Annotated in this window: 17 protein-coding genes; 8 read left to right on the forward strand and 9 right to left on the reverse strand. The window is 71.6% G+C overall.

The features are described from left to right. Positions 1-109: 109 nt before the first annotated feature. From BJ963_RS07575 to BJ963_RS07595, 5 genes are all read right to left on the reverse strand, one after another. Complete coding sequence (locus BJ963_RS07575; protein WP_179455676.1) at positions 110-2,041, reverse strand: cellulase family glycosylhydrolase; 1,932 nt, start codon at positions 2,039-2,041, stop codon at positions 110-112. A gap of 37 nt (positions 2,042-2,078) precedes the next feature. Further along, complete coding sequence (locus tag BJ963_RS07580; RefSeq protein WP_018191516.1) at positions 2,079-2,918, reverse strand: carbohydrate ABC transporter permease; 840 nt, start codon at positions 2,916-2,918, stop codon at positions 2,079-2,081. Then, positions 2,911-3,897 (reverse strand): carbohydrate ABC transporter permease, encoded by a 987-nt coding sequence (locus BJ963_RS07585; protein ID WP_089909675.1) that lies wholly within the window; start codon positions 3,895-3,897, stop codon positions 2,911-2,913. The genes BJ963_RS07580 and BJ963_RS07585 overlap by 8 nt, the downstream gene beginning before the upstream one ends. A gap of 78 nt (positions 3,898-3,975) precedes the next feature. Next, entirely contained in the window at positions 3,976-5,280 is a 1,305-nt protein-coding gene (locus tag BJ963_RS07590; protein ID WP_089909672.1) for an ABC transporter substrate-binding protein, read from the reverse strand. Positions 5,281-5,522: 242 nt separating this feature from the next. Beyond that, a complete protein-coding gene (locus BJ963_RS07595) occupies positions 5,523-6,554 on the reverse strand; it encodes a substrate-binding domain-containing protein (RefSeq protein WP_179455678.1) in 1,032 nt (343 codons plus the stop codon). A 174-nt stretch (positions 6,555-6,728) separates the two neighbouring features. On the opposite strand from BJ963_RS07595, the gene BJ963_RS07600 reads away from it, so the two are divergent. Further along, complete coding sequence (locus BJ963_RS07600; protein ID WP_179455680.1) at positions 6,729-8,144, forward strand: FAD-dependent oxidoreductase; 1,416 nt, start codon at positions 6,729-6,731, stop codon at positions 8,142-8,144. A 69-nt stretch (positions 8,145-8,213) separates the two neighbouring features. Here the strand turns inward: BJ963_RS07600 and BJ963_RS07605 are convergent, their stop codons facing one another. Continuing rightward, positions 8,214-9,866: a PucR family transcriptional regulator gene (locus tag BJ963_RS07605; RefSeq protein WP_246298207.1), complete on the reverse strand. Its 1,653-nt coding sequence runs from the start codon at positions 9,864-9,866 to the stop codon at positions 8,214-8,216. A 191-nt stretch (positions 9,867-10,057) separates the two neighbouring features. Here BJ963_RS07605 and BJ963_RS07610 point away from each other — a divergent pair, with 191 nt between their 5' ends. The 4 genes from BJ963_RS07610 (at position 10,058) to BJ963_RS07625 (ending at position 15,331) form a co-directional block, all read left to right on the forward strand. Then, the gene (locus BJ963_RS07610) at positions 10,058-11,551 is read left to right on the forward strand and encodes a CoA-acylating methylmalonate-semialdehyde dehydrogenase (protein ID WP_179455685.1); all 1,494 of its coding nucleotides are present in this window, start codon (positions 10,058-10,060) and stop codon (positions 11,549-11,551) included. Between the two features lie 48 nt (positions 11,552-11,599). Then, positions 11,600-13,018 carry an aspartate aminotransferase family protein gene (locus BJ963_RS07615; protein ID WP_218857038.1) on the forward strand — a complete coding sequence of 473 codons (1,419 nt, stop codon included), beginning with the start codon at positions 11,600-11,602 and terminating at the stop codon, positions 13,016-13,018. Between the two features lie 127 nt (positions 13,019-13,145). Further along, positions 13,146-14,267 carry an NYN domain-containing protein gene (locus BJ963_RS07620; RefSeq protein ID WP_179455687.1) on the forward strand — a complete coding sequence of 374 codons (1,122 nt, stop codon included), beginning with the start codon at positions 13,146-13,148 and terminating at the stop codon, positions 14,265-14,267. 113 nt (positions 14,268-14,380) lie between these two features. Beyond that, on the forward strand, positions 14,381-15,331 hold the full coding sequence (locus BJ963_RS07625; protein ID WP_179455689.1) for an NADP-dependent oxidoreductase: 951 nt from the start codon (positions 14,381-14,383) through the stop codon (positions 15,329-15,331). 46 nt (positions 15,332-15,377) lie between these two features. Here BJ963_RS07625 and BJ963_RS07630 read toward each other — a convergent pair whose 3' ends face one another. Genes BJ963_RS07630 through BJ963_RS07640 form a run of 3 tightly spaced genes read right to left on the reverse strand, consistent with a single transcriptional unit; the run spans position 15,378 to position 16,384 of the window. Then, positions 15,378-15,668, reverse strand: a complete 291-nt coding sequence (locus BJ963_RS07630; protein WP_179455691.1) for a DUF4287 domain-containing protein — start codon at positions 15,666-15,668, stop codon at positions 15,378-15,380. 1 nt (position 15,669) lies between these two features. Next, positions 15,670-16,005 carry a DUF7882 family protein gene (locus BJ963_RS07635; protein ID WP_089909646.1) on the reverse strand — a complete coding sequence of 112 codons (336 nt, stop codon included), beginning with the start codon at positions 16,003-16,005 and terminating at the stop codon, positions 15,670-15,672. A 1-nt stretch (position 16,006) separates the two neighbouring features. Next, positions 16,007-16,384 carry a DUF7882 family protein gene (locus BJ963_RS07640; protein ID WP_089909643.1) on the reverse strand — a complete coding sequence of 126 codons (378 nt, stop codon included), beginning with the start codon at positions 16,382-16,384 and terminating at the stop codon, positions 16,007-16,009. 85 nt (positions 16,385-16,469) lie between these two features. Here BJ963_RS07640 and BJ963_RS07645 point away from each other — a divergent pair, with 85 nt between their 5' ends. The 3 genes from BJ963_RS07645 (at position 16,470) to BJ963_RS07655 (ending at position 19,306) form a co-directional block, all read left to right on the forward strand. Beyond that, positions 16,470-16,715, forward strand: a complete 246-nt coding sequence (locus BJ963_RS07645; protein WP_179455693.1) for a hypothetical protein — start codon at positions 16,470-16,472, stop codon at positions 16,713-16,715. A gap of 36 nt (positions 16,716-16,751) precedes the next feature. Next, positions 16,752-18,176, forward strand: a complete 1,425-nt coding sequence (locus tag BJ963_RS07650) for an MFS transporter (RefSeq protein ID WP_179455695.1) — start codon at positions 16,752-16,754, stop codon at positions 18,174-18,176. A 407-nt stretch (positions 18,177-18,583) separates the two neighbouring features. Then, positions 18,584-19,306 (forward strand): alpha/beta hydrolase family protein, encoded by a 723-nt coding sequence (locus BJ963_RS07655; protein WP_179455697.1) that lies wholly within the window; start codon positions 18,584-18,586, stop codon positions 19,304-19,306. The last annotated feature ends 7 nt before the right edge of the window (positions 19,307-19,313 follow it).

Below are 19,313 nucleotides of genomic sequence, written 5' to 3' on the forward strand. Positions count from 1 at the left end.
CACCCCCTAGCCCCCACCGTCGAGTCCGCGATTTTTGCACGCGACACGCGGCGCGGGCGTGCAAAGTTTGCGGACTCGACGGGGGCGGAGACCCGCGGGAGACGGGGCGTCAGTCGAGGGCGAGGAGGCGGATGGCGACGCCGTAGGGGTCGAGCGCGATGGACGGGGATGCGTCGCCGTCGAGCGTGCGCAGCTCGCCGCCGGTGACGGTCGGCTCGACGGTGACCGCGGTGTCGTGCTGCGACACGAAGAACACGAAACGGCGGCCGTCCTCGTGCACCAGCGCGTCGGTGAACACGCGCGGATCGTCGATGCGGACATCCCGCTCCACGTCCGCGACGGCGGCGAGGGCGTCGTACAGCCGCCAGGTCTCCTCCGGGTTCACCCGGGCCTGCGCCGACGCGAAGTACTCGAGCGGATAGGTCGACAGCACCGCGCGCCCGGCGCCGTGATCGCGCACCACGATCGCCGGCCGGCCGTGCGCATCCACCGCGACGACGCGGCCCGCGGTCGCCCGCACCGGGAGGTACGTGCGTCCGTTCTCGTTCCCCGCCGCCGCGAACGACAGCTCGGTCCCCGCGGCGATCGACCCGAACGCCTCCGTGAACCGCACGGTCACGGTCGCGTCCGTCACCGGCTCGGCGAGCCCGTACGCGCTGTCGGACCGCACGCCGAAGAGCTCCTCCGTGTGCGCCCACCACGGGCCGCGCTGCACACCGCTCGGCCCGTGCGCGTACGACGCGTACACGGTCGCGCCGTCGCGGGCGAGCGACACCAGCTGCTCCCACGAGGTGGCGCACAGCTGCTTGACCGACGGGAGCAGGTACAGCCCGTACCCGGCCGGCAGACCGCCGTCCTCCTTCTCGCGCACCACCGCGACGGGGATGTGCGCCTCGTGCGCGGCGACGTAGGCCTGCTCCCCCGTCGCCACGATGTGGGCGCGCTCCTCTTCCTGCGTGAACGGGTAGTCCTCGGCGAGGTGCGAGGGGACGACGAGCGCCGCATCCACCGGGGCCCTCCGCACGGCGGGCAGCTCGATCGCGGCGAGGTCCTGCGCGAAACGCGCGAGTTCGCGCAGCGGGGGCTTCGGGTTGCCGTGCCGGTCGGTGATCCCGAAGTGCATCTCGAAGGGATGGTGCGAGTACGGCCGCTGATCGGCGAGGTCGTCGTAGTCGGTGTTGTTCCACGCGATCCAGCCGGTCGCGCCGGCCAGGAGGGTCGAGTACAGCAGCTGCCGGTAGTAGGAGGCCGCCCCCGCATCCGAGACGAAGTCGCTGGTCAGGCCGAACTCCTCCATGATGACCGGCAGACCGTCGGTCGCCGCCAGCTCCGCGATGAACGCCGCCTTGAGGTGCTGCCGCACCTGGTCGGTCTCCATCCGGTAGACGTGCGGCCCGATGAAGTCGGTGAACGCCGCCAGGTCGCGCACCGAGAAGCCGTTGTCGTGGCCGGTCGTCTCGATGCCCCAGGCGCCGTCGCCGACCGCGACCGGCTGCGTCCCTCCGCCTGCGCGCACCGCATCCACCAGCAGCGACGCCCACGCGTCGACGATGGGACGCGGCGCCTCCCCGCCGTAGATCGGCACCTCATTGGTGAGCAGCCAGCCGGCGACCGCGGGATGCGCGGCGAACCGCGCCGTCAGCTCCCGCACGTACCAGGCCTGCCGGCCGACGAACCAGACGTCCCGGTACAGGTCGCGGCCGTCGCGCCAGGCCGGATCCCAGTTCTCTCCGGACATGTGCCCGACGAGGAACGTCGGGACCGTCGTCATCCCGGCCTCCGTGTGGGCGTCGAGGAAGTCGGCGAAGTTCGCGACGCACTGCTCGTCGAGCGAGTCCGGGGTCGGATGGAAGTCGGGCCAGTAGAAGAAGGAGCGGGTCATGTTCAGGCCGTGTTCGGCCAGTACGCGCAGCTCCTCCCGCACGAGCGCCGCGTCGTACCGCGTCCACATGAGCGGGCCGCCGCTGCGCGACCAGAAGTTGGCGCCGAGCCACACCACGGGGGCGTCGTCGACCTGCAAGACCGGGGATGGGCGATCCATGGTGCCTTTCAGAGGGAGGAGGGGATGCGGGCGCGCGTCACTTCACGGCGCCGGCGGTCAGACCGGCCACGAAGTTGCGCTGCAGCAGCAGGAACGCGACGACGATCGGGATGGACACGACCAGCGACGCCGCCATGATCTGGTTCCAGTAGACGTTCGTCTGGGTCGAGTACAGCTGCAAGCCGACCGCGAGCGTCCTGTTCTCGTCCGTCGTCATCACGGATGCGAACAGCACCTCGCCCCAACTGGTCATGAACGAGTAGATCGCGACCGCGATCAAGCCGGGGCGGGCGGCGGGGAGCACCACGTGCCACAGCGCGCCCATCGGACCGGAGCCGTCGACCTTCGCGGCCTCGTCCAGGTCGCGCGGGATGCCGTCGAAGTATCCCGCGAGCATCCAGATCGAGAAGGGCAGCACGAACGTGAAGTACGTGATGATGAGGCCCCACCGGGTGCCGACGAGCTGGATGCCGGTCGCCTGGTTGATGTTCACGAAGATCAGGAACAGCGGGAGCAGGAAGAGCACCCCGGGGAACATCTGCGTCGACAGCACCGTCGTGGTGAACACGTTCCGGCCCTTGAACCGGTACCGCGAGACGGCGTACGCGGCGAACACCGCGATGACCAGCGAGATCAGGGTGGCGGCGCTCGACACGATGAGCGAGTTCACGAAGTACGACGCCAGGGGGACGGTCGACCACATGTCGATGAACGGCTGGAACGTGATCGTCTGCGGCCACCACGTGAAGGCGGACTGCACCTCCGAGAGCGGCTTCACCGACGACGTGATCATGACGTACAGCGGCACGACCGTGAACACGGTCAGCACGGCGATGGTGACCCAGCGGAAGACGTGGGAAGAGCGGGTCTCACGCATTGCGGTTCCTCCGGTTGACGGTGAGCAGGTAGACGCCGGTCACGATCAGCAGGAACAGCAGCAGCAGGACGCTCATGGCGGCTCCCGAGCCGAAGTTCCAGGTCAGGAACGAGGCGTTGTAGATGTGGAAGGAGATCAGGTCGCCCGCCGCGGGTTGGGCGGTGCTCCCGAACAGCACGAATGGTGTGTTGAAGTCGTTGAAGGTCCACAGGAACATGACGAGCAGCAGGACCGAGTTGACCGGACGCAGCATGGGCAGCGTGATCGCCCGCCACTGCCGGAAGGGCTTTGCGCCGTCGACCGCGGAGGCCTCGTACACCTCGGCCGGGATGGACTGGAGTCCCGCCATCAGCATCAGGAACGCGAACGGCCAGAGCCGCCAGATCGCGACGATCACGATCGACCAGAAGGCGTTGCCGCCGATCAGCCAGAACGGCTTGTCGCCCGGCAGCCCCAGGTTGTCGAAGAGGAAGTGGTTGATCGCGCCGGTGTCCTTCTGGAACATGAACTTCCAGGTGATGATGCCGGCGTAGAGCGGGAGGGCGTACGGCACGAGGAACAGCGTGCGGAAGAACGCGCGCCCCCGGAACCGGCCCTGCAGCGAGACGGCGGCCGCCATCCCGAGCACCCAGGAGAGGCCGACGACGAGGATGGTGAAGCCGACGGTCACGAGGAACGAGCGCAGCAGCCCGGCGCCGACCGACCCGTTGAAGTCGAGCGCGACCGCGTAGTTCTTGAGGCCGACGAATGGCGCCTCGCCCCAGTTGGCGATGTAGAACTTGGTCAGCTGCGTGAAGCTGATCCAGATGCCGGTGAGCATCGGGACGACGTGGATGAGGAGCTCGAACACGATCGCCGGTGCGAGCAGGATGAAGGGCAGCCACCATCCCTTGGGGCGGCGGCGCTTGGGCTGGGGCGGTGCTGCTGCGGCGGCCGGAACGCTGCGCGCCGGGCCGCGGACGTCTGTCGTCGTCGACATGAGTCTCCTTGGGGGTGTGGCTGTCCGCCGGGCGGGGCGCGGTGGCCGCGTCCCGCCCGGCGAGCTGGTCTCCGGGTGTCAGCCGCCGAGCGACTGCTTGACCTGGTCCTGAGCGTTCTGCAGCGCCGACTTGATGTCGGCGTCGGAGACCGTGCTGCCGGTGGCGATCTTGGCGAACATGTCGTTCATCGCCTTGCCGACGGTGTTCTCGAACTGGTCCTCGGCCGGCACCAGCGGGAGCGGCTTGGACATGTCGTTGTAGATCTTCTGGAACGTCGCGGCCTCTTCGGCGTTGTCGGTGAAGACCGGCTTGGCGTCCTTCAGCACCGGCAGGCTCGCGTACGGCTTGCCCAGCGTGGACTGGACGTCCTCGCTCGTCATGTACTTGACGAACTTGAGCGCCGCATCCTTCTGCTTGGTGTTCTTGAAGATCGACAGGTTGATGCCCGCGATGAAGGTGGCGATGTCCTTGCCGCCCTCGGGAGCCGGGAACGGGACGACGCCGTACTGGTCGTTCTTCATGCCGTTGGCGACGATCGAGGCGTCGGCGTTGTTCTGGCTGAGGATCATCGCGACCTTGCCGGTGGCGAAGTCGTTGACCGCCTGCACGCCGTTGTCGTACTGCGCGTTGGACGGGTTGACGACCTTGTCGGTCTGCATCAGGTCGAGGTAGCGCTTGATCCCGTCGATGTTCGCCTGGCTGTCGAACGTCGGGTTGCCCTTCTTGTCGAACCACTCGCCGCCGTTCTGGGCCGAGTTGATGAACGCGAAGTGGACGTTCTCGGTGTAGCTGCCCGCTGCGAGGGCGAAACCGTACTGGCTGCCGTTGGTGAGCTTCTTCGCGGCGGCGACCAGCTCCTCCCACGTCGTCGGCGGCTGCACGCCGGCGTCCGTGAACATCTTCTTGTTGTAGTACAGGCCGTAGGCGAGGCCGTACAGCGGGACGCTGGTGACGGGCTTGCCCTCGGCGCCGCCGGTGTCGAGCGCGGCCTTCACGAACTTGTCGCTTCCGCCGATCGCCTTCATGTTGGCGTCGTCGAACGGCAGGAACGCGCCGGTCGCCTGCAGGGAGGCGGCCCAGGTGTTCCCGATGTTCAGGACGTCCGGGCCCTGGCCCGAGGTGACCGCCGTCTGGATGCGGGTCTGCAGGTCGTTCCAGCCGATGACCTCGAGCTTGACCTTGATGCCGGTCTGCTTCGTGAAGTCGTTCAGGACGGGGGTGAGGACCTGCTTGTCGTTGTCGAGGCTCGTCCCCTGGTTGCTCGCCCAGTACGTGAGCGTCGATCCGCTGGACGACCCTCCGGATCCCGAGCTGCTGCAGCCCGCGACCACGAGCGAGACCGCTGCGGCCAGTGCCGCGACGGCGATGGCGCGTTTCCTCATTGTGACTCCTTCGTCTCTTGATGGGGGCGATCCCGGCCCTGGTGCGAGAGCCGGACCCGGGAGCGCCACGCTGAGCCTAACTTAACCGGTTCAGGTGTCAATCCTTGACTTCACCTCGTCCGAGGGTATACCGCCCGTTCGCCCCTCCGTCCGGGATGCGGCGCGAAGTGCTCGCAGATGCGGCGCGACGCGGCGTGTTGCCCGCGACTGCGAGCACCTCGCGGGCGAGCGGGCGGGCGCGCTCAGCGGGCGGCGTGCTCGCCCGCGCGGATGCTCGTCGCGCGCGGCACGAGCCGGCTCGGCCGAGCTCGGCGGTCGAACGCGGGCCGGCCGGCGAGCTGATCGAGCAGCAGGCGCGTCGACCGGCGCCCCTGCTCCTCCGGGGAGCGGTCGAGGGCGGTGATCGGGCGGGTGCCGAGCCGGCAGAGCAGGGAGTCGTCCCAGCTGACGATCGCGACATCCTCGCGCCCGGCGTGGGTGAGCGCGGTCTGCGCCCCCAGGGCGAGCAGGTCGTTGGACGTGAGCACCGCCGTGATCGACGTGTCGGCGGTCAGGAGCTCCGCCGCGATCCGCTCCCCCGACTCCATCGAGTAGTCGGAGGCCGCGAACGAGAACGCGAGCCCGAGCTCCTCTCCGCGGGCGGCGACGGCGTCCCGCCGGTCCTGTTCGTGCTCGAACTCGGCGGGTCCGGCGATGTGCAGCGCCCGCCGGTGGCCGAGGGAGGCCAGGTGCTCGACGAGCAGGCCGGCGTCGGCCCGCGCGTCGTAGAGCAGCACCTTGCCCGGCGCGACCGCCTCCCGGTTGCCGTGCAGCACGAACGCGAGACCGAGCTCCTCCAGCAGCCGCGGCCGCGGGTCGTCGAACGTGATGTCGAAGAGCATCACGCCATCCACACGCGCCTCCGCGCTCCACCGGCGGTAGGCGGCGACCTCCTGGCCCGAGTCCGTGCCGACCATGCGCAGCAGCAGCGACTGGCCGGTCTCCGCCAGCTCGGACTCGACGCCGGCGAGCAGGCTCATGTAGTACGGTTCCGCACCGAGCAGGCTGGGGTCGCGCCGCAGGACGATGCCGATCGTGTCGGACCGCGCCCGCGACAGGGCGCGCGCGGACGAGCTGGGATGCCATCCCAGCTGCTCCGCCAGGGCGAGCACGCGCTCGCGCGTCTCGTCGCTCACACCGGGAAGCCCGTTGAGGGCGTACGACACGGAGGCCTTCGAGAGGCCGAGCTGTTCGGCCAGCCCCGCGATGGTCACGCGCCCCGCTCCGTGGTTCACGTCCGCCTCCCTTCGTGGTGCGCGGCCAACATTACTTGTTCGGACGATTCGCGCACCCGCCGCGTCGTGCGAGAACCCTCAGGCGCAGATCCCGGTCCGCCGGCCGGACGGATTGGACGGCGCACCGCGACTTTCCCGACGAACGGCCGACGCGCGGTCGGGCAGAATGGCGGCGTGAGCCCATCCCGGACCAGCACCGTCTTCGAACGACAGCGTCCCGACGCCTCCGTCGTGCGGCACGCGCTCGCCCCCAGCAGGCAGGCCGTGTTCTGGACGGAGGACGCCCCCGCCGAGCGCCATCCCCGCCTGCACGGCGACATCAGCTGCGACCTGGCCGTCGTCGGCGGCGGGTACACCGGGCTCTGGACGGCGCTGCTCGCCAAGCGCGAGGATCCGTCCGCACGGGTCGTCCTGCTCGAGGGCCGGCGCGTCGGCTGGGCGGCGTCTGGCCGCAACGGCGGCTTCTGCGAGGCGAGCCTCACGCACGGCGACGAGAACGGCCGCACCCGCTGGCCCGGCGAGTTCGACGAGCTGCAGCGGCTCGGGATGCGCAACCTCGACGAGATCGAGCAGACGGTCGCCGAGCTGCGGCTCGACGCCGAGTTCGAGCGCAACGGCGCCTTGGATGTCGCGACCGAACCGCACCAGGTCCCGTGGCTCCGGGAGTCGGAGGGGCCGGATGCGACCTTCCTCGATCGGGATGCGGCCCAGGCGCTCGTGCACTCGCCGACCTACGAGGCCGCCCTGCTGCGCACGCGCGACTCGGCGCTCGTCCACCCCGCGAAGCTGGTGCGCGCGCTCGCGCAGGCGTGCAGCGACGCCGGCGTCGAGATCTTCGAGCGCAGCCCGGTGGAGAGCATCGGCGACGGCACGGTGCTCGAGACGCCGACCGGCACCGTGCGGTCGCGGCGCACCGCGCTCGCGACCAACGTCTTCCCGAGCCTGCTGCGGCGGAACCGGCTCGCGACCGTGCCCGTGTACGACTACGTGCTCATGTCCGAGCCGCTCAGCGCATCCCAGCGCCGGTCGATCGGCTGGGAGGGCCGGCAGGGCATCGGAGACTCGGCCAATCAGTTCCACTACTACCGTCTGACCGCCGACGACCGCATCCTGTTCGGCGGCTATGACGCGGTGTACCACTACGGCGGCCGGGTGCGGTCGGCGTACGAGGACCGCCCGGCGTCGTTCCAGCGCCTGGCCGGGCATTTCTTCACGACGTTCCCGCAGCTGGAGGGGCTGACGTTCACGCACCGCTGGGCGGGCGCGATCGACACCTGCAGCCGGTTCTGCGCGTTCTTCGGCTCCGCGCGGGAGGGACGCGTCGCCTATGCGGCCGGCTACACCGGCCTCGGGGTCGCGGCGACGCATTTCGGCGCGAAGGTGATGCTCGACCTGCTCGCCGGGCGGACGACCGAGCGGACCGAGCTGGAGATGGTGCGCACCCGTCCCCTCCCGTTCCCGCCGGAACCGGCCGCGGCGATCGGCATCAACCTGACCCGCTGGTCGCTCGATCAGGCCGACCACCGGGCCGGCCACCGCAACGCCTTCCTGCGCACCCTGGATGCGGTCGGCCTCGGCTTCGACTCCTGACCCGCCGCGCCCCCGCCCCCAACGCCTCTGGCTGAGATTTGGCGCAAATCTGCGCGCGCAGCGGCCCGCTCAGGTCGCCGCGCGGCCCCGGGTCAGCACCGCGGCGTGGAGGGCCGCGACGGTCTCGCCGTCGTCCAGGTCCATCCCGAGCAGGTCCTCGATCAGGGCGATGCGCTGGTAGAAGACCGACCGCGACAGATGGCTCGCCGCCGCCGCGCGCGTCCGGTTGCCGGGGTGGCTGAGGTAGGCGCGCAGCACCTCGACGAGGTCGCCGCCCGTCGCGAGGTCGTGCTCGATCAGCGGCCGCAGCAGCTGCTCGGTGTGCTCCAGCAGCCGCGGATCGCTCCCGAGCGCATTGACCAGCCGCAGCAGGGGGCGGTGCTGCACGCGCTGGATGAGCGGGCGCCGGCCGAGGCGGGAGTCGGTGCGCGCGGCCGACCCGGCCGCCAGTTCGACCGCCTCCTCCAGGGATGACAGCAGCCCGGTGATCCCCCGGGCGTCCGAGCCGACCGCGACGCCCGCCGCCGGGTCGTCGAGGCGCACAGAGCCGATGGCGTCCGCGATCGAGCCGAACAGCGCATCCCCGAGCTGCCGTCCCGGCCGTGCCGAGACCGCGACGACGAGGGTCCCCGGCTGCTCGGGATGCCGACCGGCGACCGCGTCGACGCCCGCCGCCCGCGCCGCCTCCACCGCCCGCGCGGCGGCGGAGACGGGCAGCGTGCCCGAGCGCAGCCGCACCGCCACCCCGGCGACCGGCCGCCCGGCGAGGGGGAACCCCGCCGCCTCGAACCGCGCGGTGACCCCGCCCTCCCCCGCGAACCGGCGGCCGAGCAGCGCCGCGAGCAGCGCGTCGTGGCTGCGCCGCGTCCACTCGTCCTCGTCGCGGTCGGAGAGCCGGCTGAGCGCGAGCGCGACCGCGGCCTGCTCGAGCACGTTGGAACGTCCGGCGGGATGCGGCTCCCCCGGCAGCCCGACGAGGTGTCCCCAGCGCATGCCCCGCGCCTCGACCGGGACGATCGTCCACCCGGCCTCCGCCGACCGGTGCGCCGCCCGCGACCGCTGCTCCCAGCCGGCCAGCTCGTCCTCGCCCGATGCGTTCGCGGGAGCGGACGCCGCACCGCCGCCGCTCGCCGCGACTCCACCCATCCCGGTCCCGCTCGCGGCAACGCCGCTCGCCGCAACTCCACTCGCCCTCAGCCCGCTGGCCGCGATCACCCGGTGGCTGGTGTCCTCCAGCACGACCGGCGACCCCAGCACGCGCGCCGCCTGCTCCACGATGAAGTCGGCCGGGCTGCCCCGCAGGCTCAGGCCCGTGAAGAGCGCGTGGATGTCGTCCCGCGCCCGCAATGCCACCATCTGCTCCGCGATGATGCGGGAGTGCACGGCCTCCGTGATCGCGACGAACCGCGCCTCGCGGTGCAGAACGACGAACGGCAGCCCCGCGGCCTGGAACTCCTTCACCAGGGCGGTCGGTGCGGCGGGCATCGGCACCCCCAGCTCCAGCACGAGCCCGGCGACCCCGGCGTCGACCAGCACGCGTCCGAGCCGGCGGAGGGCCGCGTCGTCGGACGGCCAGCCCACGCCGGTGGCGAGCAGCAGCTCGCCCCCCGAGCCCAGCCGGGCCGCCTCCGCCGTCTCGGCAACGTGCACCCAGCGCACCGGCGCATCCAGCCGCTCGCGGCCGGTGAGCACCTCGGGCAGCGCGACGGCGACGGGTTCCATGCGCAGCACTTCGCGCACGGTCGGCAGCACGGAGGACGACGGCGCGGAGGCATCCGGACGAACTGTTCGGCCCGCCTGCGGGTCCCGACGATCTGGCATCCCTGCTACCGCCCCTGCTCTGTGATCATTGGGAGACAAGCTTACTGTCAGTGCCGGGCAGAACGTCCGGCCGAAGCACGAGGAGGATCCCCGTGGCCCTGATCCGTCACGTCATCGCCGGCGAAGAGACCGCCGAGCCGGCCGGCGCCCTGCGCACCGGCCCGGTATTCAACCCGGCCACCGGCGAGCGCCAGCACGAGGTCGCGCTCGCCGACGCCGCCGAGACGGAGCGGGCGATCGCCGCAGCGCGCGCCGCCCTCCCCGGCTGGCGCGCCACCAGCCTCACCAAGCGCGCCGACGTGATGTTCCGGCTCCGCCACCTGCTCACGGAGCGCCGCGACGAGCTCGCCGCGATCGTCACGAGCGAGCACGGCAAGGTGCTCTCGGACGCCGCGGGAGAGATCGGCCGCGGGCTCGAGAACGTGGAGTTCGCCAGCGGTCTGATCGACAAGCTCAAGGGCGAGTACAGCGAGCAGGTGTCCACCGGCATCGACGTGCACAGCGTCAAGCAGCCGGTCGGCGTCGTCGCGTGCATCACCCCGTTCAACTTCCCGGTCATGGTGCCGCTGTGGATGGTCGCGAGCGCCATCGCGTGCGGCAACACCGTCGTGCTGAAGCCGAGCGAGAAGGACCCGAGCGCGTCCGTCTTCCTGGCGAAGCTGTTCCGCGAGGCCGGCCTGCCCGACGGCGTGCTCAACGTCGTGCACGGAGACAAGGAGGCGGTGGACACCCTGCTCGACTCCCCCGATGTCGCCGCGGTCAGCTTCGTCGGCTCCACGCCGATCGCCCGCTCGATCTACCAGCGCGCCTCGGCCAACGGCAAGCGCGTCCAGGCGCTCGGCGGCGCGAAGAACCACATGGTCGTCCTGGCCGACGCCGACATCGACGCGGCCGCCGACGCGGCGGTCTCGGCGGCGTACGGCTCGGCCGGCGAACGCTGCATGGCGGTCAGCGTGGTGGTCGCCGTCGGCGACGTCGGCGACCGGCTGGTCCCGGCCATCCAGTCGCGCCTCGGCGCCCTGCGGATCGGCCCCGGCACGGATCCGGCCAGCGAGATGGGACCGCTGATAACGCGCGAGCACCGCGACAAGGTGGCCTCCTACGTGACGGGCGCCGCGGCGGAGGGCGCGACGGTCGTCGAGGACGGCACCGCCCGCTCCTTCGACGGCGACGGCTTCTTCGTCGGCGTCAGCCTGCTCGACGGCGTGAAGCCCGGGATGAAGGCGTACGACGACGAGATCTTCGGACCGGTGCTGTCGGTCGTCCGGGTCGACACGTTCGACGAGGCGATCGAGCTCGTCAACGCCAACCCGTACGGCAACGGGGTCGCCCTGTTCACCCGCGACGGCGGAGCGGCGCGCCGCTTCGAGTTCGAGGTGGAGGTCGGGATGGTCGGCATCAACGTGCCCATCCCCGTCCCGGTCGGCGCGTACTCGTTCGGCGGCTGGAAGAACTCGCTGTTCGGCGACTCGCACATCTACGGCCCCGAGTCGTTCCACTTCTACACGCGGAGCAAGGTGGTCACCACGCGCTGGCCCGATCCCCAGCACTCGCGCATCGAGCTGGCGTTCCCCGGGAACGCGTGAGCCCCCGGAACGCGTGAGCCCCCGAGACGCAGGAGCGAGGAGACGACGATGACAGACACCATCCCGACCACCGGAACACGGACCGGCTACCTCGACCGGCACGGCGTCGAGCATCCGTTCGGCGATGCGGAGGCCGAACGCCAGGTGCGGAGCGACGACCGCGCGCACGTCTTCCACTCGTGGAGCGCGCAGGCGAAGATCGACCCGCTGCCGATCGCCGCGGGCGAGGGCTCCACCTTCTGGGACTACGAGGGCAACGCGTACCTCGACTTCAGCTCGCAGCTGGTGAACCTCAACCTCGGGCACCAGCATCCCGACCTCGTCGCGGCGATCCAGCAGCAGGCCGGACGCCTGGCGACGGTGCAGCCGTCGATGGCCAACGACGTGCGCGGCGAGCTCGCACGGCGCATCGCCGAGGTGGCGCCGGGCACGCTGAACAAGGTCTTCTTCACGAACGGCGGCGCCGACGCGAACGAGTACGCGGTGCGCCTCGCGCGCCGGGTGACCGGACGCCGCAAGGTGCTGTCGATGTACCGCTCATACCACGGAGGCACCTCCACCGCGATCGCCCTCACCGGCGACCCGCGGCGCTGGGCGAACGAGCCGAGCGACCCGTCGGTCGCGCACTTCTTCGGCCCGTACCCGTACCGGAGCGCGTTCCACTCCACCTCCCCGGAGGAGGAGACGCAGCGCGCACTGGAGCACCTGGAGAACGTCATCGTGCTGGAGGGCGCCGGCACGATCGCGGCGCTCATCGCCGAGACCGTGGTCGGCACGAACGGCGTGCTCGTGCCCCCGCCCGGCTATCTGGCGGGCGTCCGGGAGCTGTGCGACCGGTACGGGATCGTGTACATCGCCGACGAGGTCATGGTCGGCTTCGGCCGGGTCGGCGAGTGGTTCGCCGTCGACGCCTTCGACGTGGTGCCCGACCTCATCACCTTCGCGAAGGGCGTCAACTCGGGGTACGTGCCGCTCGGCGGTGTCGTCATCTCGGATGCGATCGCCGCGCAGTTCGACGATGTCGCGTTCCAGGGCGGCCTCACCTACTCCGGGCATCCGCTCGCGTGCGCGGCCGGCGTGGCCACGTTCGACGTGTTCGACCGGGACGGCATCCTCGACCGGGTCCGCGACCTGGGTTCGCGCGTGGTCGAACCCGAGCTGCGCTCGTGGCTGGAGCGGCATCCGTCGCTGGGCGAGGTGCGCGGCCGCGGGCTGTTCTGGGCGCTGGAGCTGGTGCGCGACCGCGAGACCCGGGAGCCGCTGGTGCCGTTCAACGCGGCCGGGCCGGATGCTGCGCCGATGGCCGAGGTCGCGGCGGCGTGCAAGGCGGCCGGCGTCTGGCCGTTCACCCACTTCAACCGCGTGCACGTCGCGCCACCGCTGGTCATCGGCGAGGACGAGCTGCGACGCGGTCTCGCCGCGATCGACGCGGCGCTCGATGTGGCGGACCGGTACGCACGGGCCTGACGGGCGCGCAGACCCCACCGGCGGGTGGATGGGCGACCCGGCCTGGCGCCCATCCACAGCCCCGCCGGCCGTCCACACCTCGCGTCCACCCGGTCTGCTCACGGCGGCCGCAAGCTATCGTGGCAGCATGAGTGAACCCGGAGACGGCCGTGTCGCTGTCTACATAGACTTCGACAACATCGTCATATCCCGCTACGACCAGGTGCACGGCCGCGGCTCGTACATGCGCGACCGCCCCAAGTCGAGTTCGACGGCACCGAAGGCAGGCTTCGCCGAGAAGCTGGCAGAGGCGCGCGTCGATCTGGGCGCGGTGATCGACTTCTCCTCGTCGTTCGGAACGCTGGTGCTGACCCGGGCGTACGCCGACTGGTCGTCGGCCGTCAACGCCGAGTACCGCGGCCAGCTCGTCGGCCGCGCGGTCGACCTGGTGCAGCTCTTCCCGGCCGCCGCCTACGCCAAGAACGGCGCCGACATCCGGCTCGCGGTCGACGCGGTCGAAGACCTCTTCCGGCTCCCGGAGCTCACGCACGTCGTGATCGTCGCGGGCGACTCCGACTACATCCCGCTGGCCCAGCGGGTGAAGCGCCTCGGCCGCTACGTGATCGGGATCGGCGTGGCCGGCTCGACGGCCAAGACGCTCGCCGCGGCATGCGACGAGTTCGTCAGCTACGACGACCTCCCCGGCATCGCCCGCGACGAGGCGGCGGACGCCGACGACGTCGAGGTCGCGCCCGGCATCGAGCCGGTCACGGCGGTCGCCGCCGAGAACGCCGGCGAGCAGGAAGCACCCGATGGCGCCGCCGCCGACGGCGCCGCTTCCGGCTCCGGCGAGGCCGACTCGTCCGCTCCCACCACGGAGGCCGTCGCCGAAGCGGCGCCGCGCGCGAAGCGGGGCAGCCGCAAACGGTCCACCCCGGCGGCCAGCGTGGCCGACGCGGACGAAGAGCAGAGCGAGGACCCGCAGCACGTCGCCACCCGCCTCCTCGCCCGAGCCATGCAGCTGGGGCACGAGAAGGACGACTCGCCGTGGCTGCACAGCTCGACGGTGAAGGGGCAGATGAAGCGGATGGACCCGTCCTTCAGCGAGAAGGCCCTCGGATACCGCTCCTTCAGCGACTTCATCAAGTCGCGGGGCGACCTCGTCGAGCTGGACGACAGCTCGACAGCCCAGATGCTGCGACTCGCACCGACCCGTCCGCGCCGCGCGCGGCACAGCGGCCGGGCGACGGACCCCGTCTCCGCCCGCTGAGGGGCCGGGCCGGCCGGTGAAGCGGCCGGCCGGTGAAGCGGCCGGCCGGTGAAGCGACCGGTCGCTCGGCCTGTGTTGAGCCGGCGCACAGCCTGCGGGAGTTGACTGCGAGCATGGCGAGCCAGAAGACAGCACGACAGTGGCGAGCGACCCGCTGGGGCGGGCCGGAGACGTGGGAGTTCGCGGAGATCGAGCTCCCGGAACCCCGCCAGGGCGAGGTGACGATCGAGGTGCGTGCCGCCGGCGTCAATCCGGCGGACTACAAGCATGTGTCCGCACCGCGGGAGGGCCTCGAACTCCCGGTCCCGATCGGCTACGAGGTGGCCGGCGTCCTCTCCGCCATCGGTCCGGATACCGAGATCGCATCCGGCGGCGGAACCGTCGGCGACGCGGTCGTCGCGTTCCGCATCCAGGGCGGCTATGCCACGTCCGTCACCGTTCCGGCGAAGGACGTCTTCGCCAAACCCGCCCGGCTCGCCGACGAGGAGGCCGCGAACCTCCTGCTCGTCGGCACGACGGCCGCCCAGATGCTCGACGTGACCGGCGTGCGCGCGGGCGAGACCATCCTGGTTCACGGGGCCTCCGGCGCGGTCGGTGTCAGCATCCTGCAGCAGGCGGTCGAGATCGGCGCCCGCGTGATCGGGACGGCGAGCGAGGCCAGCTTCGCCCGGGTGCGGCGCTTCGGCGGCCTGCCGATCGCCTACGGACCGGGACTCGCCGAGCGGGCGACCGAGGCCGCACAGGGCCCGATCGCGGCGGCGCTCGACACGGTCGGCACCGAGGAGGCCGTCGATGTCTCGCTCGAACTCGTCCCCGACCGGAACCGGATCGTGACGATCGTGGCCGCCCGGCGGGCGGAGGAGGAAGGATTCCACGCCGTCTTCGGCGCGCAGCCGGAGAGCCAGGCGTTCCGCGACTCGGTGCGCGGGAGCCTGCTCGAGCTGGCCGGAAGCGGCCGCCTCCAGGTCCCGGTGGCGCGGACCTACCCGCTCGCCGAGGCGCCGAAGGCCCTCGCGTTCCTGAAGGAGGGTCACCCGGGCGGCAAGCTCGCGCTGCTGCCCTGATCGCGGCGGGGCGGTCGATTCAGGCCGTCGGCTCGGCCGGCCGCGCTCAGCCGGCCGGCTTCGTCGCCTTCCCGTCGAGCCACAGCGTCGAGGACTCGTCCCGGTGGACGCCGTCCGTTCCGACGAATTTCGTGTCGATCTCGGGACCCTTGGTGATCACGTGCACCATCGCCATCCCGTGGCCGCGCCCGAGCCCGTAGTCGTCCTTCAGCCAGGCGAGGATCTCGCCCGCCTTCGTGCCCGGCCCGAAGCCGCGCTCCCCCGCCTCCGCGACGAGTTCGCGCGGCGTCTTGCCGGTCTTGTCCTCGACGGCGTCGAGGTATGCCTGGAACGACATGTCAGTCCCCTCTCTCGCTGTGGTCGGCGACCGCCTCGGCCTCCGCCTCGGAGACGATCACCATGCCCCCGGTCCGCTGACTGGTCCGCAACAGGGCGTCCATCCAGCGCTCATTGAGTCGCGGCGGCCGGCTGCCGCTGAACACGAAGGCCAAGGGGATGTCGCGGCTGATCCAGAGGCTCACCCGGCCCCCGCCCAACTCGGCCGGGATCTGCCAGTTCAGCAGGAAGCTCTCGTGGCGCCGCAGCTTCGTGACCACCGCGATCTTGATGTGCGCCAGGGTGCGGTCGTCGAACTCGTACTGCTGGGGGGCGGTGCCGTAGATGAGCCGGCCCACGTCAGGCCCCCTCGCGGCGCTTTCCGTTCCTCGTCCTGCTCGCCCGGTAGGTCCCCTCCGGGACCTCCTCGCGGATCTCCGCGCGCAGATCGTCCTCCAGCATCAGACCGGAGTTGCTGTTGGCCCGCTCGCCGAGCAGGGTCAGCCAGTCGCGGTTCAGCTCCGGCAGCTCCGTGCCGGCGAACACGAACTGCAGCGAGATGGACGGGTCGAGCCAGATCGAGCGGAGCACGCCGTCCGACCCGGCCGTGCGATCCGTCCAGATGAGAAGGAATCCCTCCCGGCGCCGCAGCTTCGTCTGGACGACCGCCTGGAGGTGGGCGAGCACACGGTCGTCGAACGTGAACCCGTCTGCCCCGTCGTAGATCAAGGTTCCCACGCGAGTCCTTCCTCTCGGGATCACTTTCTCCGAACCACCGCGCGCCGTCAAGTCGGGGGTGCGGGAACCGCCGTACAGTCCGGTCATGGACGCACTCACGCGAACCATCAAAGCGGCTCTCCTCTACGAGGACGGCCGGACCCTCGACAGCGTCGTGGTCGTGCCCCTGATCGGCGGATGCCCGCCCGGGGAGATCCGCGTCGCCACCCTGTTCGCCGGAGCCCTCGCCTACGACGTGTACGAGCTGGCCGACGAGGAGCAGTACTCGTCGATGCCCGCCTACCCCTACCGCGCCACCGTCCCCGTGACGACGGACGACCTCGCCGACTGACCGCTCCCGCCGGCGCGGCCGGGTAGCGTGGATGGAGTGACCCCCTCCGACGATTCGGCGCGCCCGCGCCCGCGCCCGCGCACAGGAGCGGCCGTCGCCGCACTCAGCCTCGGCACCCTGCTGAACCCGCTCAACTCGTCGATGATCGCCGTCGCCCTCGTGCCGCTGCAGCACGACTTCGAGGTGGGCGTGACGGCCGTGACCTGGGTCATCACGTCGTTCTATCTGGCCTCGGCCGCCGGCCAACCGCTGATGGGCCGGCTCGGCGACCGGTTCGGCCCGCGCCGCCTGTTCCTGTTCGGGATGCTCGTGGTCGTGCTCGCGTGCGTGCTCACGCCGTTCTCGGGATCCCTCGCCGCGGTCTGCGTCGGCCGGGTGGCGCTGGCGGTGGGGACGGCGACCGCGTTCCCGTCGGCGATCGCCCTGCTGCGGCCCCTCGCGGCCACCTCCGGGGTCGGGACGCCCCGGCTGCTCGGCCGCATCCAGATCGCCAACACCTCGGGCGCCGCCATCGGGCCGGTGCTCGGCGGCGCGCTGATCACGTTCCTCGGCTGGCAGTCGATCTTCTGGGTGAACGTCCCCCTGGCGCTGATCGCGTTCGCCGGCGTGTGGTTCTTCGCCCCGCGCACGGCGGAGAAGCAGGAGCGCACCCCGCTGGCGCGCACCCTGGCCGAGTCCGACATCCCCGGCATCCTGCTGTTCGTCGCCACGCTGACGTCGCTGCTGATCTTCCTCCTCGACCTGCACCCGCAGCCGCTCTGGTGGCTGCTGCCGGTGTGCGCGGTCGCGGCCGTCCTGTTCGTCTGGCGGGAGCTGCGCACGGCGCACCCGTTCCTCGACCTGCGGCTGCTCGCGGCGAACCGGCGGCTGATGCTGGTCTACCTCAGCTTCGCGATCTTCAACGTCGTGTACTACTCCGCCTTCTTCGGGCTCCCGCAGTACCTGCAGACCCACGGCGGCTACAGCGCGGGGGTCGCCGGGCTGCTGATGTTCCCGCTCGCGGCGGTGACGATCGTCGTCACGCCGCTCGCCGCGCGCGCCATCGAGTCCGTGGGCCTGCGGCCGACGCTGATCGCCGGCGCGGTCGCCCTCGTCGTCGGCGCCGCCCTGCTCGCCGTCGCCGCCGCGACCACCGCGCCCTGGGTGGTGCTGCTGCTCACGGCGGCGCTCGGCATCCCCTACTGCGTGGTCAGCATCGGGATGAATCAGGCGCTCTACTCGGCCGCCCGGCCGGAGGACAGCGGTGTCGCCGCCGGGATCTTCCAGACCTCGCGCTACGTCGGCGCGATCGTCGCGACCACGGTGCTCGGGCTGCTGTTCAGCGGAGGTGCGACCGGGAGCAGCTGGCTGGCCGCCGTCGCGGTCGCGACCGCTCTCGCGGTGGTGCACCTGGCGCTGCTGGTGTTCGTGCGACCCGGGAGGACGCGGCCGCAGGGCGCGTCGGAGCCGGCCGCCGGGTGAGGGCGGTCGCCGGCGGCGTCAGGCGACGAGAGCGGTCCCCGGCGGGGCGGCGCGTCGTGGCGTCGCCGTGGCCTTCCGGCACAGCGGATTCCGGCATCCGACCGACACCGTCACCACCGTCCAGGCCCCGCGTGACGTCGGCACCAGCCGTCGTTCCGCGGAGATCGGCTCTCCGCACACTCTGCACACCCGTGAGTCCGCGACCATCGTGATCACCCCATCCGACCCGTGGCACCCGCTTCGCCACTTCCATGGTGCGCCCGGCGACGGGCGGAAACAAGATCCGCCGTGAGCGCCGGAGCCTGTGGATGTGCGTATTTCCGTCCACAGCGCCGGCTCTCGCCCGATTCTCCACAGGTCACGACGCCGGCCGCCCTCCTCGGGCCGGGACGGGTAGCGTCGAGTGCATGCAGATCGACGTCCCCACCACGGTCGGCCCCGGCCGCCTGACCGTCTCCCCGGCCGAGGATCCGGCAGCGGTGCTCTGGCTCGGCCACGGTGCCGGCGGAGGCATCGACGCCGTCGACCTGGGCGCCCTGGCGGCCCGGCTCCCCGCCGAGCGCATCACCGTCGTACGTTACGAACAGCCGTGGCGCGTGGCGGGCAAACGCGTCGCGGCACGGCCGGCGACGCTCGACGTCGCGTGGGAGGAGACCGCGCCGCGGGTTCGCGAGCTCGCCGGCGACCTCCCGCTGGTCGTGGGCGGCAGGAGCGCCGGCGCGCGCGTCGCCTGCCGCACGGCCGCGGCGCTCGACGCACGGGCGGTCGTCTGCCTCGCCTTTCCGCTGCACCCGCCCGGCACGCCGGAGCGGTCGCGGCTCGACGAACTCCTCGCACCGGTCGTCCCCGTGCTCGTCGTGCAAGGCGGAAGCGATCCGTTCGGTTCAGCGTCCGTGATCGCCGCCGAGGTCGGCGCAGCCGAGGTCGGCGCAGCCGAGGTCGGCGCAGCCGAGGTCGGCGCCGCGGAGGTCGGCGCATCCGGGCCGGGCGCCTCCGGCCGCATCCGCGTCGTCGAGGTCCCGGGCGCCGATCACGGTATGCGGGTGCCGAAGGCCTCCGTGATCGGGGCGGCTGGCGTGCGCGACCTCATCGTCTCGACGGTCGCGGAGTTCGTCCGCGCCGTCGTGTGAACGGTCG

The sequence above is a fragment of the Leifsonia soli genome (assembly GCF_013408745.1).
Classification (GTDB): Bacteria; Actinomycetota; Actinomycetes; order Actinomycetales; family Microbacteriaceae; genus Leifsonia; species Leifsonia soli.